13 protein-coding genes are annotated in these 17,673 nt (G+C 71.9%); 5 read left to right on the forward strand and 8 right to left on the reverse strand.

Annotation, left to right across the window (positions count from 1 at the left end):
- Positions 1–23: 23 nt before the first annotated feature.
- Together IEY89_RS31310 and IEY89_RS31315 are read right to left on the reverse strand one after the other, a co-directional pair.
- Positions 24–830 (reverse strand): thioesterase II family protein, encoded by an 807-nt coding sequence (locus tag IEY89_RS31310; protein ID WP_229695498.1) that lies wholly within the window; start codon positions 828–830, stop codon positions 24–26.
- Between the two features lie 352 nt (positions 831–1,182).
- Positions 1,183–2,019: an AfsR/SARP family transcriptional regulator gene (locus tag IEY89_RS31315; protein WP_189150887.1), complete on the reverse strand. Its 837-nt coding sequence runs from the start codon at positions 2,017–2,019 to the stop codon at positions 1,183–1,185.
- 250 nt (positions 2,020–2,269) lie between these two features.
- On the opposite strand from IEY89_RS31315, the gene IEY89_RS31320 reads away from it, so the two are divergent.
- From IEY89_RS31320 to IEY89_RS31335, 4 genes are all read left to right on the forward strand, one after another.
- Positions 2,270–2,623 carry a TIGR04351 family putative TOMM peptide gene (locus IEY89_RS31320; RefSeq protein WP_189150888.1) on the forward strand — a complete coding sequence of 118 codons (354 nt, stop codon included), beginning with the start codon at positions 2,270–2,272 and terminating at the stop codon, positions 2,621–2,623.
- Complete coding sequence (locus tag IEY89_RS31325) at positions 2,620–5,025, forward strand: TOMM precursor leader peptide-binding protein (protein ID WP_189150889.1); 2,406 nt, start codon at positions 2,620–2,622, stop codon at positions 5,023–5,025. The genes IEY89_RS31320 and IEY89_RS31325 overlap by 4 nt, the downstream gene beginning before the upstream one ends.
- A gap of 49 nt (positions 5,026–5,074) precedes the next feature.
- Complete coding sequence (locus IEY89_RS31330; protein WP_189150890.1) at positions 5,075–6,685, forward strand: SagB family peptide dehydrogenase; 1,611 nt, start codon at positions 5,075–5,077, stop codon at positions 6,683–6,685.
- Between the two features lie 100 nt (positions 6,686–6,785).
- A complete protein-coding gene (locus IEY89_RS31335; RefSeq protein WP_189150891.1) occupies positions 6,786–8,027 on the forward strand; it encodes a sensor histidine kinase in 1,242 nt (413 codons plus the stop codon).
- 581 nt (positions 8,028–8,608) lie between these two features.
- On the opposite strand, the gene IEY89_RS31340 is transcribed toward IEY89_RS31335, so the two are convergent.
- The 6 genes from IEY89_RS31340 to IEY89_RS31365 form a co-directional block, all read right to left on the reverse strand.
- Entirely contained in the window at positions 8,609–9,214 is a 606-nt protein-coding gene (locus IEY89_RS31340; RefSeq protein WP_189150892.1) for a response regulator transcription factor, read from the reverse strand.
- 105 nt (positions 9,215–9,319) lie between these two features.
- On the reverse strand, positions 9,320–10,345 hold the full coding sequence (locus IEY89_RS31345; RefSeq protein ID WP_229695499.1) for a ScbA/BarX family gamma-butyrolactone biosynthesis protein: 1,026 nt from the start codon (positions 10,343–10,345) through the stop codon (positions 9,320–9,322).
- 58 nt (positions 10,346–10,403) lie between these two features.
- Complete coding sequence (locus IEY89_RS31350; protein WP_189150893.1) at positions 10,404–12,050, reverse strand: FAD-dependent monooxygenase; 1,647 nt, start codon at positions 12,048–12,050, stop codon at positions 10,404–10,406.
- Positions 12,047–12,793 carry an HAD family hydrolase gene (locus IEY89_RS31355; RefSeq protein ID WP_229695500.1) on the reverse strand — a complete coding sequence of 249 codons (747 nt, stop codon included), beginning with the start codon at positions 12,791–12,793 and terminating at the stop codon, positions 12,047–12,049. The genes IEY89_RS31350 and IEY89_RS31355 overlap by 4 nt, the downstream gene beginning before the upstream one ends.
- Before the next feature lie 317 nt (positions 12,794–13,110).
- A complete protein-coding gene (locus IEY89_RS31360; protein WP_189150894.1) occupies positions 13,111–15,510 on the reverse strand; it encodes an MMPL family transporter in 2,400 nt (799 codons plus the stop codon).
- A gap of 73 nt (positions 15,511–15,583) precedes the next feature.
- Complete coding sequence (locus IEY89_RS31365; protein WP_189150895.1) at positions 15,584–16,615, reverse strand: SMP-30/gluconolactonase/LRE family protein; 1,032 nt, start codon at positions 16,613–16,615, stop codon at positions 15,584–15,586.
- A 328-nt stretch (positions 16,616–16,943) separates the two neighbouring features.
- Between IEY89_RS31365 and IEY89_RS31370 the strand changes: the two genes are divergently transcribed.
- Positions 16,944–17,673: 2-oxoacid:acceptor oxidoreductase family protein (locus IEY89_RS31370; protein WP_189150896.1), on the forward strand; the 730-nt coding region annotated here is incomplete at its 3' end.

The following is a 17,673-nucleotide window of genomic DNA, read 5'->3' on the forward strand; positions in this document are numbered from 1 at the left end:
CGGTCGGTCGGGTTGGCGGTGCGTCAGACACCGACCGTCTGAGGGGTTTCCGCGAAGTCGCGGCTGCCCACACCCGTGCGGTGGGCGTTCCCGTACCGTCGCAGGACCTCGGAGAGCCGGTCGAGGAAGTCGGTCTCCTGCTCCCTGATGAAGAAGTGGCCGCCCGCCACCACCACGGTCTCGCTGTCCCGGGTGGAGTACGTGGACCATTCCCGTACCTCCGGGACGGTCACCAGCCGGTCATCGGCCCCGGCGAAGGTGTGCAGCGGAACGGGCAGCGGGGTACGGTCCACGCTCCCCGCACCGTCGCAGAGCATCAGGTCGCCCCTGACGACGGGCAGCAGCGCCGCCAGCCACTCCGGGCGCTCCAGCAGCACCCGGGGCAGACCTCCCAACGCGGCCAGTCCGCGCACCAGTTCCATGTCGTCCGCCATGTAGCCGTGGGTGATCGGCGGGGCCGGCAGGTGCGGGGCCCGGTGGGCGCCGAGGAGAAGCGCGAGGGGCAGCCGTTCACCCCGGGCCCGGCGGTGCTGGGCCAGGGCGAAGGCGACGAGAGCGCCCATGCTGTGCCCGTACAGCACATGAGGGTGGTCGAGTTCGTCGCCGAGTTCCCGGTCCAGGTCCGCCACGAGTGCGGGGAGGTCGGTGAAGCGCGGCTCCGCCATCCGGCCCTCGCGGCCGGGCAGCTGCACCGGCAGCACCTCCACCGCGGTGCCCAGCCGACGCTGCCACCCCGCGTAGGCGGAGGCGCCGCCACCCGCGTAGGGGAAGCAGAACATGCGCAGGCGACCGTCGTGGCGCGTGTCACCGCGTCTCAGATATCGCGTCATTGTCCCCGAAGCTCCTCTCGGTACGCGATGGCCACCGGGTGGCCAGAACCCGCGTTCCCACAGAGTCGGGAGCGGCGCTTAAGGACGGCCAAACCACCCCGAACGGCGTCGGCCGTGAGAGGAGCGTGTGCGGAGTGCGGAGTGCGGAGTGGTGCGGGCCTCTCGGAATTCCCTGACTCGTGGGCGCACCGCCTGGCAGAACGCCATCGGCACAGGCGGCCTGACCGGGGCTCCCTCGGGCACGTGGCCCGGGGAAGCCCCGGTCAGGCCGCCCGGACGCCGGGGAACCGGTGTGGGGGAACCGGTCCGGACGACGGACTCCTGGCAGAAGCGGGGCGGCGGAGAGACCGGCTCAGACCGGGGCGGGCGTCAGGGGCGCGAAGCGCAGCTCGGCGCCATTGGCCGCGGCCTGGTCCGGCGACTCGAGAAGGGGGTCGGCCCGCAGAATCGCCTGGTGCAGCCGCCGCAGCCGCGTCGACGGCTCCAGGCCGAGCTCCCGGACCAGGCACTGGCGCAGCCGCTGGTAGACGCCCAGGGCGTGGGAGGGCCGGCCGCAGCGGTACAGCGCCAGCATCAACTGCGCGTGCACGGTCTCGTGCAGGGGGTGCTGGGCGGCCAGGGCGGTCAGCTCCCCGAGCAGCGCGGCGTGCCGGCCGAGCTGTATGTCGGCCTCGATCCTGGCGTCGAGGGCACCGAGTCTGGTCTCCTCCAGCCGCACCGTCTCGACCTGCAGCGCCCGGCCGATCTGCACGTCGGCCAGTGCGGGTCCGCGCCACAGCGCCAGCGCCTGGTGCAGGAGCACGGACGCCTCCCGGGCGGCTCCCTGACGGAGCGCCGCCTGCCCGGCCGTGGAGAGCCGGTGGAACTCCGTCGCGTCGTCGGCCCCTGTCACGTCCAGCGCGTAACCGCCGTAGCGCGTGCACAGTACGTCTTTGGGCCCGCGCACCGCGGTCGGGTCCAGGGCGGTGGCCAGCCGGCGGCGCAGCTGCGTGATGTACGTCTGCAGGGTCGCGGGAGCGGTGCGGGGCGGTGCGTCCCCCCAGAGTTCGTCGAGCAGGGTGGACACGGTCACGACCTGACCGGCGTGCAGCGCCAGCAGTGCGAGCACCTGGCGGGGCTTGGCCGCGCTGGGCACTACGGATGTGTGGTCGAGCTGGGCGACGAACGGCCCCAGGACCCGGACCTCCATGTGGTTCTCCCTCCGGCCAAACCGCTTGGCTTTCGTTCGGGGCCCTCCACAGTGGCACGACGGCCCGCGCCGCCCCAGTGAGCGCTTCATCGACGGCGTGTGAATTACCGAGGCGGTGGCCCATGACGAATTCACAGGGGAGGCATGAGGAGAACACTGTCGGTAGCGACCCCGGTGGCCGAAGAATTCTGGTTGCCGGTCCGATCACGGCGATTTCCGATCCACACACAGGTTGAACGCGGAGGGTAACGTGCACGAAGGCGCCTTTCCCACAGTCGACGGTACGTGCGGCACGGCCGAGGCCGAGAGCCTCGACCAGGAACTGCGATTCTCGGAACTGGTCGCGAACGCGTGGCTGGAGCCGGAACTCCTCCGGCGCTACCGGGCGGACGCCATGGCGGTGCTCGGCGAGTTCGGCGTCACGCTGGCCCACGGCCAGCAGCCTCCCGCGCTGCCCGAGGACCCGATATGCGAGCTGACCATCGAGGAGCTCTCGCGGCCGACGACCGCCCATGCGCAGCTCTGCTTCTGCCTGTCCGACGAGGTCTTCCCGGATCCCGGCCGCCCGGCCGCGATAGCCACGGGCCGGGCGGTCCTGCGGTGACCGCCGTCTTCGGTGAGCGTCCCGCACAGGCGCCGAGACCGCGCGACAGACGGCTCGTGGGATTCCGCAGCCATCTGAGAGCGGAGGTCGTCGCCGACGACGCGGCCTATCTGCTCTCCGACCGGGGGGTGACCGCGCTGCAGGGCGATCACATAGAGGCCCTGGTGCCCCTTCTGGACGGCACCCGGGACCTGCCGGCCGTCCTGCGGGACGCGGCACCCGGCATCTCTCCCGAGCAGGTCGGCCGACTCATCGGGAGGCTCGCGCAGGCCGGCCTCGTGGGGTACTCGACACCGGTCCCGGTCACCGTCGGCTCCGACGGCTCCGACGGCCTGGCTCCGGGGCCCGCCCTCGCGTACTGGGAACTGGCCGGACTGGACGGCACGGCGGCTCTGCGGCAGCTGGCCGCCGCTCCGCTGGAGGTCCTGGCGGTGGGCGGCGCTTGCACCGAGGGAGTGCTGGAGGCGTGCCGAGCGGCCGGACTGGCGGTGGCCGGTCACGGCGGCGTCCACAGTGCGCACTGCGTGGTTGGGGAGGATCCCGCAGTGAGCAAGGACGTCGCCCGGCTGTCCCTCGTCGTCTGTGACGACTACCTGAACCCCGAGTTGCGCGAGATCGACTCGCTGCACCGGGCCGCGGGACAGCCCTGGCTGCTGGCCAGACCCGGCGGGTCCACCGCGTGGGTCGGCCCGGTGTTCCGGCCGGGTTCCGGCCCCTGCTGGTCCTGCCTGGCCCACCGGCTGCGCGGCCACCGGCAGTCCGAGGCCCCGGTGCGCCGGGCGCTCGGCCTGACCGGGCCGGTTCCCCGGCCGGCCGCCCAGGTGCCGCCCTCCGCCGCCGCGGCGGCCCAGCTCACCGCGCTGGAGGCGGTGAAGTGGCTGGCCGGCTACCGCCATCCGGGCCAGTCCGCGGTCCTGACCCTGGACACCCTGTCCCTGACGACCCGTCACCACGAGCTCAGGCAACGCCCGCAGTGTCCGGACTGCGGCGACCCCGGCCTCGTCGCGCGGCAGGTACGGCAGCCGGTGACGATCGTCCCACGGCCCAAGGCGGGAGGTGGTCAGCGGGCGTGCTCCCCCCAGGAGATCCGTGACCGGTACCTGCCGCTGGTCAGCCCGGTGACCGGGGTGATCGAGGAGATCCGCAGGGATCCGCGGGCACCGGCGGGTCTGCACTGCTATCTGGCCGGCCGCAACGCCGCGCTGGGCGGGACCGACCTGGCACGGCTGCGGGCCGGTCTGCGCCAGCTCAGCGGCGGCAAGGGCACCACCGCGCTGGATGCCGAGGTGAGCGCGATGTGCGAGGCGCTGGAGCGGTACAGCGGGACCCTCCAGGGAGACGAGCCGCGGACCAGGGACAGCCTGCGCGGTCTGGGGGACGCGGCCGTCTCCCCGGACACCTGCCAGTTGTTCGCCGCCCGGCAGTTCCGCGACCGCGAGCGGTGGAACGCCCTGCACGACGCGTTCCAGTACGTTCCCGAAGCCTTCGACGACCGGGCTCCGGTCGACTGGACCCCCGTGTGGTCGCTCACCGAGGAACGGCAGCGGCTGCTGCCGACCGGCATGCTGTACTTCCCGAGCACTCTCGACGTGTCGTCCCCGCCGGTGGCCGGCCGCCGCTCGCTGCGCGCCGACTCCAACGGCAATGCCGCCGGCAGCAGTCCGGAGGACGCGATCCTGCACGGCTTCCTGGAACTCGTCGAGCGGGACGCGGTGGCCCTCTGGTGGTACAACCGCACCCGGCAGCCCGGTGTACGGCTGGACGGACAGGGCGGCTTCGGCGACAGCTGGACCGGGGAACTGCTCGACGTGTACCGGCACCTGGACCGTGAGGTGTGGGCCCTGGACCTCACCTCCGACCTCGGCATCCCGGTGTTCGTGGCGCTCTCGCGGCGCATCGACAAACCGGCCGAGGACATCATGTTCGGGTTCGGCGCCCACTTCGACCCGGCCGTCGCGCTGCGCCGCGCCCTGACCGAGATGAACCAGTTGCTGCCCGCCGTCACCGACGCCCGGCCCGACGGCACGGGTTACGGCTCGACAGCCCCCGAAACGCTCGGCTGGTGGTGGGGGGCGACCGTGCGCACCCAGCCCTATCTGCTGCCCGACCCCGCTCAAGTGGCGCGCGGGGCGGCCGACTTCGACTTCCACAACCGTCCGGACCTGCGGGACGACATCGAGGCCGTCGTCGCGCTGCTGCGCGGGCACGGCATGGATCTGCTGGTGCTCGACCAGACCAGACCCGACATCGGGATCCCGGTGGTGAAGGTCGTCGTACCGGGCCTGCGCCACTTCTGGGCCCGGTACGCTCCGGGCCGGCTGTTCGACGTACCGGTTCGGCTGGGGCGGCTGTCCGCGCCGACGGCCTACGACGATCTCAATCCCGTCCCCCTGTTCGTCTGACTCGAACGGCCTCCACAGCGCCGTCCCTCATGTCCACCCGGGAGTTCCCGTGACCGCCGAGAGGCTGTTGAGCACCACCATGACCGCACAGCACGAGAGGCGCTGCCTCTCCTTGTGGTCGCTCCGTGAGGACGTCCTGGTGGACACGGGCTGCGCGAACGGTTCCGTGGTGCTCTCCGGCCGGTGGGGGGAGATCCGGATGCACCAGGCGCGACCGGTCGTCCGCGAGGCGCTGCGCCGGATGAGCCTCGGCCCGATCTCACTGGCCAACGTCATGGCCGAGATGGCGGCCGAAAGCGCCGTGCGCCCCTCCCCCGGGGGGCGCACGGCCGATCGGCCCGCCGCGGACGCGTCCACCGAGATTCTGCGGGTGCTGCACCGGCTGCAGCACCTGGTGGTGCGTTCGCTGATGCTGGAGGGGGCCGACCAGCTTCTGCTGTCGGTGGTCCCGATCGCGCAGTCGGCCCGTTACCAGCCGGACACCGCCGACCGGCACCGACCGGTGCGGTTGTCCCGCTTCGCGTTTCTGCGCAGCGAGGGCGAGGGCTTCGTGCTGGAGTCCCCCGTGTCGCTGTACCGGGTCGTCCTGCACGGTCCGGAGGCCTCGTGGGTGATCGGCATGCTCGGTCGCCCGGTCACCATCGACGAGATCGCCGCAGCGGTACCGCTGCCCGACGCGGTGATCGCGGAGATCGTCGCCCATCTGGTGGGGTCCGGCATGGTGCACTCCGCCGAGCAGCCGTCGCCCGGCGCCGACGACCGCACCCGACCGGGGGCACGCGACAACGGCACGGACAACCGCGACAGGGCCCCGTCCTTCGCCGAGGACCGGGACCCGGCGCTGCTGTCGTGGTCCGCGGTCGACCTGCTCTTCCACAGCCGCTCCACGCTCGGCAGGCACGACGCGGACTTCGGCGCCACCTATCCGCTCGCCGACCGCCTGCCCCCTGCCCCGGCCGTCAAGCCGCTGCCGGACGGCCCGCGTCTCTCCCTGGCCCGGCCCTCCCTGAACGAGGTGACAGCCGCGGACCCGCCGCTCACCACCGCGGTGGAACAGCGCCAGAGCATCCGGTCGTACGGCCCGGAGCGGCTCACCGCCACCGCGCTGGGCGAGTTCCTGTACCGGGCGCTGCGGGTCCGCGGCCTGTACGAGCCGCAGGGCGAGAACCGGCACCAGGAGGGGTACACCGACCGGCCCTATCCCAGCGGCGGCCGGGCCTACGAACTCGAGTTCTACCTCACCGTCCGGGACTGCGTCGGCATCCCGTCGGGCATCCACTACTACGCCCCGCTGGAGCACTGCCTGGTGCAACTCGGCGACGGCGAAACGGACTCGGCGGCGGCGGACCTGCTCGCGGAGGCACAGATCACCGCCGGCCTGATCGACCCGCCCGCGGTGGTCGTCACCATCACCTCGCGCATCCACCGCCTGTCGTGGAAGTACAGCGGTCTGCCCTACGCGCTGACGCTCAAGCACGTCGGCGCGGTGGTCCAGAACCTGTACCTGATCGGCACGGCGATGGGACTGGCCTCCTGCGCCCTGGGCAGTGGCGACGTGGAACTGGCGGCCCGCGCCACCGGTACCGACTGGCTGACCGAGCCGAGCGTCGGCGGCTTCGCCCTGGGCGCACCTTCACGGGCCTCCACACAGTCTTCGTAGAATGAACCAATTGGTCCGTGAGTCGTACATACAATATTTGAAATTCACCCAACCCGCCTACACTGAGTGTTCCTTGATCCCGTCTGCGTGAGGGGCGTTCATGGAGGTAGCCGCGCCGCGCGCCGAAAATCGCGTCGGCACACCCTTCGGGGAATCCGCCACCGGCGGAGTCGGCAGCAGTCCCACTCTGTCCGCGACGGTGCGCGCCATGGGGCTCCACGCCCCACCGCCCCGGCTCGCCCGCAGTGTCGTCCTGATCGTCGAGTGCGGCTTCGTCCTGATCGGCTTCCTGAACATCCTGGACGCGAAGCCCGGTCCGCTCGCCCTCGGCGCCTCGGCCCTCGGCTTCAGCCTGGTCTTCCTTCTCCAACTGGTGCACACCACCGAGCGCATGGGGCGCTTCCGGGCCCGCTGGTACCGGTGGACACTCACTCTGCAGGCTCTGCTGACCTATCTGCCACTGTTCGCCCTGGGGTTCGGGTGGGGCGGGATGGCCGGTTTCCTGGGCGCCTCCCTGCTGCTCGTGCTCCGGCCGGTGGTGGCCTGGCCGCTCTTCGGGCTGGTCGCCGCGGCGGCCTGGGCGACGGGACCTCTGTTGGGTATGAATCCCCTCAGCTCGATGTACATCGCCGTCTCCACCATCCTGACCGGACTGATCGTGTACGGCCTCAACCGGCTCGCCCAGCTGGTGGTCGAGGTCCAGGCGGCCCAGACGGAGCTCGCCCGGCTGGCCGTCACCCAGGAACGGCTCCGCTTCGCCCGGGACCTGCACGACCTGCTCGGCTACAGCCTGTCGGCCGTCACCCTCAAGAGCGAGCTGGCGTGCCGCCTCGTCCCCACGGACCCCGAACGCGCCCTGGACGAGCTCAGGAGCATCCTGGAGATCTCCCGGCAGGCGCTCTCCGACGTACGCACGGTCGCCCGGGGTTACCGGGACATGTCGATGACCAGGGAGGCGGTGTCGGCGCAGGCGGTCCTGGCAGCCGCCGGCATCCAGGTGGAGGTGAAGTGCAGCGCGGACCCTCCCGAAGGGGAGGTGAACACCATCATGGCCACCGTGCTCCGGGAAGCCATCACCAACCTGCTGCGCCACAGCAAGGCGGAGAACTGCCGGATCGAGAGCTGGACGACGGATTCGGGCGAGCTGGCCCTCACCATCGCCAACGACGGGGTGCAGCCCGTGAGCGGCTCCGGGGACCGGTCGGACACCGCGGACGGCAGCGGCCTGGGCAACCTGCAGTTCCGGCTGACATCGATCGGGGGCGAGCTGGTGTCAGGGCTGGACGAGGCAGGGTGGTTCGTGCTGCGGGCAACGGCTCCGCTGCGACAGACCACCGACTGAGAGTCGACGCCCCCGGGCGCGGGCCCTCGTACTGGTGGTACACGGGTCCGCGTCCGGTGCGGTGGGGGCACCTCCTACGCCACGCCTCAAGGCGGTGGGCGAGCGTACACAGCCGGCCGTCGGCGCCTGCCTCATGGGCTCGTTGAGCCGGTACGCCGCCCGTGATCCGGGGGCCGGGAGACCGGTTGTCCCTCTCGGGCCGGGTGCCGTACGTGCGGTGGCCGCCGAGGTTCCCAGATGCGCGCCGAGGTTGCTCAGACACGCGACGAGAACCTCGGTGCAGCCGCGGCAGCGGGCGAGCGCCCGGCGGCCGACCACCTCCGCCGAGCGGCCCGGAGCCCTCGGGGCGGGACCTACCCGAAGCCGGGCCAGCGGACCAGGGCGGGTGCACCGGGCCAGGGCGGGTGAACCGGGGCGCGAGCCGGGGCGGGCTGCGCCGAGCGGCTCGGCCCGGCCCGGAGCCCTCGGGGCGGGACCTACCCGAAGCCGGGCCGCGCGAACCGGGGCGGGTGAGCCGGGGCGCTGGTGCCGCGTCCAACTGTGGCACCCGCTCCGCCCGGCTTCTGCCGGCCCGCGTCACCTCACAGCCAGCCGCTGTCCCTGGCCACCCGGATCGCGTCGACCCGGTTACGGGCGTTGAGTTTGGTGACGACCGTGGTCAGGTAGTTCCGCACCGTGCCCACGGAGAGGAACAGCCGTCGCGCGATGTCCGCCGCCTCCGCTCCGCCCGCGGCCATCCGCAGCACCTCCGTCTCACGCGGGGTCAGCGGGTTGTCGCCGTTGTCGAAGGCCGCCAGGGCCAGCTGCGGGTCGATCACCCGATTGCCCGCCGCGACCTCCCGTACCGCGTCGGCGAGGCGGTCCGCCGGCGCGTCCTTGAGGAGGAAGCCGCCCACCTGGGCCGCGAGCGCCTTGCGGAGCGTTCCCGGCCGGCCGAGGCTGGTCAGGATCAACGTCCGGCACGAGGGCAGCTGTTGGGCCAGCTGGGCCGCGGCGGTCAGTCCGTCGAGGCCGGGAAGATCGACGTCGATAACGGCGACATCGGGCTCACAGTCGAGTGCCGTGGGGACGATCCGGTCCCCACGCTCGACCTCGGCGACCACCTGGAGGTCATCCTCCAGGGTCAGTAAGGCCACCAGCGCCCCGCGGACCATGTGCATGTCCTCGGCGAGCAGGATGCGTATCAAAGTGGTCCCCCCGTCGGGCTGGGACGGTCAGACCAGCCCATTTGACGAGGACATTACTTGACAGAGAGGACGTTTGGAAGACTGAAAATGAATTCCCTTTAACTTTCAACTCCACTGTGCCACGTCGAGGCGCATAGCGGTAGTCACGGTGTTCTCCTGCACCGCCTGCACCGCCACCGGGACGGTGAAGGTGCCCAGTTCCTCGTCCGAACGGAACCCCTCGACCGTCGCCCGAAGACTGGTGATCCGGTCCAGTTCGGCGTAGTCGGTGAAGTCGGTTCCTATGGAGGCGACCGACAGACTGTGCGGGTCGAGGCCGTGCAGCCGGGCGACGGAGGCCACCGCCAACTGACGCGCCGCCTCCATCTGCAGATGGCCCGGCACATGGTCCAGCGGGTGGTCGAAGACGTGCGGATGGCTGGTGTCCACCACCAACTGGGAGGAGAACCGCCCCGCTTCCCCGTCCGCGACGGGCTGCGTGATGAACACGTTCCTGACGTCGCGCCGCCCCACGGCGCACGGTTCGGCCGCCGTGAAGCGCGGCAGCAGGAAGCCCGGGTGGTCCGGCATCTGCCGCCTGCTCCGCATCGCCAGGTAGGCGGTTTTGGACAGGATCAGCAGTCCGCCCTCTCCTCGCATCGCGGGCCGCCCGTCGACCTCGACGTCCCCGGTGAAGGTGAACCCCTGTACCCGGCCCGCCCTGTTGCGCCGGGCCCGCACGACCACGTTGACCCGCAGGTCGGCCGGGCGCCGGCCGATGCGCAACGGTTCGAACGCGGTGATACGGAGACTGAGGTCCCGGAAGATGAACGCCGAGCCCACGTCCACCCCCAGGTGACGGTGGGCGATCAGGACCCCGGCCTGACGCACCACTTCCACCAGCAGGGTGAAGTCGTACGACGGGGAGTCCTCCCCGATCAGGTGGCCGCGCGGCAGTTGGGCGGCGACGGCGAAGGTGTCCTCGCCCGTCTCGGCCGAGTCGGTGACGAAGACCTCGGCTATCGAGGCCCGGTGGACCAGGGTTCGGGGAACGGTCGCGTCGTAGCTCAGCTCCACCTCGGCGGCCGGGGGGCGCACCGTGGCCGGCTCCGACGCGGGTGTGGACGTGGGCGCGGTCATGGAAATGCTCATGATCGGGGTGGGTCCTTCCAAGGAGGTCTCGGTGTCGCGATCGGTTTGCTGAGCCGGATCAGGGCCGTACGGCCGGGACCGGCGCCGTGCGGGCCGGACGGGACGGCAGCCGGGTGAGGAGCGCGTCGAGGCCGGCCGGGCCCGAGCACGCCGCCACGACACCGTCGGGCCGTACATACGCGCACCACCGGGCGTCGGCTCCGCCGAGCGTGTCGTCCTGTGCCCGGACGACGGCCAACTCGGCGCCGTCCTGCGGGAGATGACCGTTGGTCAGATCCGCGGGCCGGATCCACAGCACCTGTGCCATGTCCGCCGTGCCCCGGTCCCGCACGGTCTCCGCGGCCCGCGCCGCCGACTCCCCGGCGGCCTCGGCCCCGTACACGAGCAGGGTGTGCCTCCCGGCCGCCAGCTGGGCGTGCAGGGACGCCGCTGTCGTGCCGTGCACCGGGGTCAGCGCCGCGTCGGGGGCGCGTCGCCCGGGCCTCAGCACCCGGGGCACGCCCGCGGCGGCGTCGGTCGCGGCCACCGCCGGGCTCCCGGAGTAGTCCAGGTCGAGCTGGGCGAGCAGGGGGAGCGCCTTCTTCTCCAGCAGGCCGGTGGCGGACAGGACCCGCATCGCCGTGTTCCGCAGGAGCCGGGCCGCCGGATTGCGCAGCAGCCACATCCGGGTCTGCTGGTCACCGTTCGCGACAGCTCTGACGGACGCGGGGCGCCGCTCGGCCTCATAGCTGTCGAGCAGGGCCGGATCACCGCCGCGCACCACCGTCGCGAGCTTCCACCCCACGTCGTAGCCGTCCTGGACCCCGGTGTTGAGGCCCTGGCCACCGGCGGTGGTGTGGGCGTGCACCGCGTCGCCCGCCAGCAGGACCGGGCCCTCGCGAAACCGCGGGGCGACCTTGGCGTGCACCCGGAAGCGGCTGGTCCACCAGGTGCCGTGCAGCCGCAGCCCGCCCGGACCCCGTTCGTCGAGGAGCCGCTGCAGCTGTTGCTCGGACGGCGGTTCCGACCACTCGTCCGGTTCCGTGTCGAAGAAGACCCGGTGTCCGTCGGGCTGGGGGACGATCACCAGCACCCCGTCCGGCGTGATGTGGTGCTGGACCTCCGCCTCGGCACCCGCGCCCTCGAGCCGCCCGTCCCCGATCAGGAACGTACGGTCGAAGGTGTGTCCCTCGAAGGGGATGCCGACGCTGTCGCGCACCAGGCTGCGGGCACCGTCGGCGGCGACGAGCCAGGGCACCGTCACCGTCTCCGCACCGCCGGCCGCGCTCAGGGTGACGGTCGCCGACTCCTCGGGGCCGCCACGGTTCACGGTCACCGCCGTGACCTCGGTCTCCCACTCGACCGTGCCGCCCAGCTCCGTCAGCCGGGCGTGCAGCGCCCGTTCGGTGACCGGCTGCGGTACGCAGAGGGGACCGGGAAACGCGGTGCCCGTCAGGCCGCCGAACCGCACACCGGCGATGCGCCTGCCCTTCGACCAGTACGACGCGCCGGCCAGCGGCAGAGCCGTCCCGGCGAGCTGCGCAGCGACACCCACGCGGTCCAGGCATTCGAGCGCGCCGCTCCACAGCACCAGCCCCTTGGGGGCGATGCCGGGGCCGGAGCGCCGGTCGATGACACGGCAGGGCACTCCGAGGTCCCACAGCACACAGGCGGCGGTGAGCCCCGTGGGCCCGGCACCGACGACCAGAACCGGCGTGGCCGTCACAGGGCACCTCCCACGGCACCGACGGTCACGGCCACGGGGCGGTGGAGCAGGGCCGAGATCTCGCTGACGGCGCTGCCGGTGTCGGCGAAGCGCACCGTCCCTATGCCGAACTCGGCGGCGGCCAGGCAGTTCTCCTCCGTGTCGTCGACGAAGAGGCAGCGCTGCGGTGTGGTGCCCAGCCGGTCGAGCAGGATCCGGTAGATGGCCGGGTCCGGCTTGCGGACGCCCTCCTTGTGCGAGTCCACGACCACGTCGAAGAGCTCGTCGACGGGGAGCTGGGCACGCCACAGCGGTTCCCACTCGCGGACGTTGTTGGTGAGCAGGGCGATCCGGTACCCGTCACGGCGCAGGGCGCGCAGGAACGACACGAACTGCTCGTTGGGGGTCCGGCCCTGGAACCACAACTCGCCGAATCCGCGTCCGTCCGCCAGGATCCGGCCCGCCCCCTCGGGGAGCTCCGCCAGGATCCGGTCCACCATCTGCCGCTCGGTGATCGCGCCGGTCTCCAGGGCCGCCATCGGGGTCTCCCCGTGGCGTTCCGTCGCCGCCATGAACGCCTGGGCCAGGTCGCCGGCGTCGATCCCGGCCAGTTCGGCGAAGGCGACGAAGGTCTCCACGAGCGGGTTGGTCAGTACTCCTCCGTAGTCGACGACGATCGTGTCGACGGCCACGGCGCTTCCCCCGCCGTCGGCGACGCGGCGTACGGACCGCTCACGTGGCACTGCCTGTTGAGTGGATGTCATCGGGCTGTTCCCCCTTGCTCTGGTCGATCTGGGCGATCTCATCGATCTGCTCGGTCCGGGACCGGGCCGCTCGTTCAGATGCGGGTGATCGGGCTGCTCCGGTCGCGTGGGCCGTTCGGGTACGACCGGCCGTTCGGTCGGTTCCGACGGTGAGGTCGGCCCCCGGCCCCCGGCCGGGCGTCCGCCCGAGGTTGTCGCGGCGTCCGCCCGAGGCGTTGCCCGGACGCTAACGACGATCGCTTGCGCCCTGCCAAAGAAGGTGCGGGAGGACCTGTGGAGGTCCTCCCGCACCCGGGGTTCGCATGAATGACGTGCCGTCAGCCGGACGGCTTTCCGGTCGCCGCGCCGACCGCGCCGGCCCGTTCCCTCTCTTTCTCCTTCTCCTTCGGCGCCGACGCGGCGGGTACGTCCGCCGGGTCCGCCGAGTCCGACGGCCCTGCCGGGTCTACCGGGTCCGCCGCCGGTGCGGCGGTCGCCGGGCCGCCCTCTCTGATGCCGAACCGCGCGTGCAGCCGCCGCAGCGGTCCGGGGGCCCACCAGGTCGCCCGGCCGGTGAGCGCCAGGACCGCGGGGACGAGGAGCGTACGGATCACCATGGCGTCCATGAGGATGGCCAGGGCGACCCCCAGTCCGAGCATCTTCGTGTTGGTGATCCGGGAGGTGCCGATGGCCACCATGACGACCGAGAGGACGAGCGCGGCGGCGGTGATGACACCGCCCGTACTGCGGATCCCCTCCACCACCGCTGCCTTGTGGTCGGGCATGCGCTCCCGCTCCTCCTTGATCCGGGAGAGCAGGAAGACCCCGTAGTCCATGGAGAGTCCGAAGGCGAGGCAGAACATCAGCACCGGAAGGGCCGTCTCGATGCTCCCGGTCGGTGTGAAGCCCAGTACCCCCGACAGGTTCCCGTCCTGGAAGACCCACACCACGGCCCCCAGCATCGCGGTCAGGCTGAGCGCGTTGAGCAGGACGGCCTGGATCGGCACCAGCACACTGCCGGTGAGCAGGAACACCAGGATCAGCGTGGCGAGCACGATGATGCCGATCGCCCACGGCATGCCACGCCCGATGGCCGCCTGGCTGTCGATCAGCGCGGCGGCCGTCCCGGAGGTGTACGCGGGGAAGTCCGCGTCCACCGCGCGTACGTCCCGCACCAGTTCCTTGCTCTCGTCGGAGACGGCCTCCACGCCGGGCACCACGGTGAGGTACGAGATCTCGCCCACGGTCCGTCCGGGTTGCGCCGGCCCGGCCTCCCGGCCCTGCGTGTAGCTGCCGGTGGACGCGTCGACCCGCAGTACCCCGGGCAGCGTGGACAACCGCTCGGCGTAGTCGCCCAGTCGGTCGGTGGGCGCCTCGCGGGTGACGACCTCGATGACTCCGGTGGGGCTGCCCTGGAACTGGTCCCTGATGTGCTCCTGCACCACCCGGGAATCGGCGGACGAGGGCAGCTGCCGGTAGTCGGCGGTGCCGAAGTCGACGTTCAGGAAGGGCGCGCCGAGCAGCAGCAGGACGGCCAGGGTGCCCGTGGCCACCAGCGGTGCGCGCCTCATCACGAACCGGGCCAGCCGGGCCCAGCCGGCTCCGGGCGCCGCGGGCTGCCGCTGCGCCCGGGAGCGGCGGCGGACGAGCTTGCGCACGTCCCAGGCGTCGATCCGGTGGCCCAGGACGGCGAGCAGGGCCGGGAGGACCACCAGGGCCGCGGCGGCGGCGAGGACCACCACGCTGATCCCGGCGTAGGCGAGGGAGCGCAGGAAGTACAGCGGGAAGACCAGCATCGCGGCGAGCGAGACGGCGACCGTCGCGGCCGAGAACAGCACGGTCCGCCCGGCGGTGTTGAGGGTGACGGCGAGCGCGCCGGCCGTGTCCCGGCCGGCGGCGAGTTCCTCGCGGTAGCGGCGCACGATCAGCAGCGCGTAGTCGATGGCGAGGCCCAGGCCGAGGGCGGTGGTGAGGTTGGTGGCGAAGACGGAGACGTCGGTGAAGGAGGTGAGGACGCGCAGCACCGCGTTGGTGCCGATGATCGCTATCACCCCGATGCCGATCGGGAGCAGTGCGGCGACGGCGCTGCCGAACACCAGCATGAGGATGAGGAGGGTGATCGGCAGCGCGATGATCTCGGCCCGCAGGAGATCCTCGCGGATGAAGGTCTGCTGCTCGTTCTGGACGGCGACGCTGCCGCCGATCCGGACCGTCAGATCGCCCTGGCGCCCGTCGAAGTGCCCGGCGATACGGTTCTGCAGGGTGCGGTCGGCGGCCAGTTCGTCGCCCGTGAGCCGGGCCACCACCAGGGCCTCCCGGCCGTCCTCGGAGCGCAGCGCCCCGGAGCCGGTGTCCCAGTAGGAGGTGACGCCGGTGACGCCGCGCTCGGCGGCGAGCCGGGCGGCGAGTTCCCGGCCCTGCCGCGCCACCTCGGCGTCGTCGACAGCACCGTCGGTACGGGCCAGCAGGACGAGGTTGGGCCGCGCCCCGGGAAACTCCCGTTCCAGGATGCCCGCGGCGTACGAGGACTCAGAGGAGGGGTCGACGACGCCGCCGCTGCCCCCGCTGCGCAACCGGTCGGCCACCCCGCTGCCCAGGACGACGGCCCCGGCCAGGAGGACCACGGTGAGCAGGAGCAGCAGGCGGGCCCGGTTGCCGGCCAGCCGGGCGAGAGCGGTGAACGGACCGCGGGGCAGGGTGGTTTCGGGGGGCGGGGTGTCTTTGGTCAGGGGCGGCATGGAAGGGCTCCCGGGAGGTCGGGGTGGGTGAGATGCGTGCCGGGCCGGCGCCCGCGGACGCCGGCCGGTGTCGTCAGCGGCGTCGCAGGTGGAACTGGCCGGGGGTGGACGAGGGGACGCCCGTGAGGATCTCCCGGAGCCCGCCGCTGACCACGTAGTCGCCGTACGGGGTCACGGCGATCGTCGTGGGGTCCTCGAACGGCCAGGTCTGGTCCTGCACCGTGCGCGCGGTACGCCAGCCGTCGGTGGACCGCAGCACCAGGACGGCGTCCCGGCTCTGCCGTCCGCCGGACAGTGACAGGTCGTTGGAGGCGACGACCAGAGAGCCGTCCGGGCGCAGTGCGATGCCGTCGACGGAGGCCGGCGCGCGGTCCAGACGGACCTCGCTGACCTTCGGCCGCGCCGAGCGGGGGCTGTCGACGCGGAAGAGCCGGCCGCCGTCGTACTTGCCCATGAGGAGGAATCCGGCCGGGTGGTGGACGATGCCGTTCGGGCCGGTGTTGTCGGTGAGGAAGCGGTCGTCACGGAGGATGTTGAGGACCTTGCCGTCGCGGCTCACCGAGGTGACGGTGTCGATCCCGGCGTCGGTGACGTGGATGGTGCCGTCGCGGTCGACGGTGACGTCGTTGGCGCGCGGCAGGGCCTGTCCGTCGGAGACGTCGACCAGGTGCTGTACGGCACCGGTGGCCAGGTCGAAGACACCGACTCCGGACACCGGGGGCAGCGACGGGTCCACGATGCCCATCAGGCGGAAGAAGTAGTCGGTGTAGGCGGCCACCACCCGGCCCCGGCGCGCGTCCACCGTGATGCCGAGCACCGACACCATGGCGAACGGGGCCACCAGCGGGGTCACCGAGCCGTCCGCCCGGACCACCGAGATCGTGCCCTGTGCGCTGGATCCCACGAGGAACGCCTTCCGCGTGGGGTCCCAGGCGACACCCTCCGGGTACACGCCCGGGGCGGTGACGGTGAGGGCGCGCGGCAGCGGGCAGCGGACGGTCCCGGCGAACGCGGGCAGGGGCATGGCGGCGAGCCCACCGCCGATGGTGGCCGCGGTGGCGAGTCTCAGAAGAGTTCGCCGGGAGGCCGGGGCTGACGCGTCCATGGTGTGCTCCTTCATACGGTGGCGAAGTCGGGAAGTCGGCCGGGCCGATGTGCGGTGGAGGCGGGCTCAGGGCTGTCAGGAGCCCCTCCCGGAGGAGAGAAACCGCCGAGTCCGGCTGTCTCACCGGCCGTTGAGAAGGGTCGCGAGCCGCTCTGGAGAACCGCTGAACCACGGCTGGACCCCCTGGAACGGGCGCCGAGCGGGTGGCGGCCACCACGGGGAGTCCCCGGAGGCCGCTTTGGCCCGGCTCAAGGCGGCCTGCCTAGCGTCCTGGTAGGTCAGCGCACGCAGCGGCGCCGGACAGCGGAAGCCAGAGGAGACGAGTCGCGTGACGGTAGACACCGTGGACATCGAAGAGGCCGAGCCGGCGCCGGCCGGGATCCGCACCAAGGACGTGCGCCGCCTGGACCGGGTGGTCATCAGGTTCGCGGGCGATTCCGGTGACGGTATGCAGCTCACCGGTGACCGATTCACCTCCGAGACCGCGTCCTTCGGGAACGACCTGTCGACCCTGCCGAACTTCCCCGCCGAGATCCGGGCTCCGGCAGGCACGCTCCCCGGGGTCTCCTCGTTCCAGCTGCATTTCGCCGACCACGACATCCTCACGCCCGGGGACGCGCCCAATGTGCTCGTCGCGATGAATCCGGCCGCGTTGAAGGCGAACATCGCGGATGTGCCGCGCGGTGCGGAGATCATCGTCAACACCGACGAGTTCACCGAGCGGGCGATGAAGAAGGTGGGCTACGACACGAATCCGCTGGAGGACGGCTCGCTCGACGGATACAGCCTCCACCCGGTGCCGCTGACCACCCTGACCGTCGAGGCACTCAAGGAGTTCGGCCTCACCCGCAAGGAGGCCGACCGGTCCAAGAACATGTTCGCGCTGGGCCTTCTGTCGTGGATGTACCACCGGCCGACGGAGGGCACCGAGAAGTTCCTGAAGGCCAAGTTCGCCAAGAAGCCCGACATCGCGGCGGCCAACATCGCCGCGTTCAGGGCCGGTTGGAACTTCGGGGAGACCACGGAGGACTTCGCCGTCAGCTATGAGGTCGCGCCGG

It is taken from the genome of Streptomyces lacrimifluminis (assembly GCF_014646095.1).
In the GTDB taxonomy this organism is placed as follows: Bacteria; Actinomycetota; Actinomycetes; order Streptomycetales; family Streptomycetaceae; genus Streptomyces; species Streptomyces lacrimifluminis.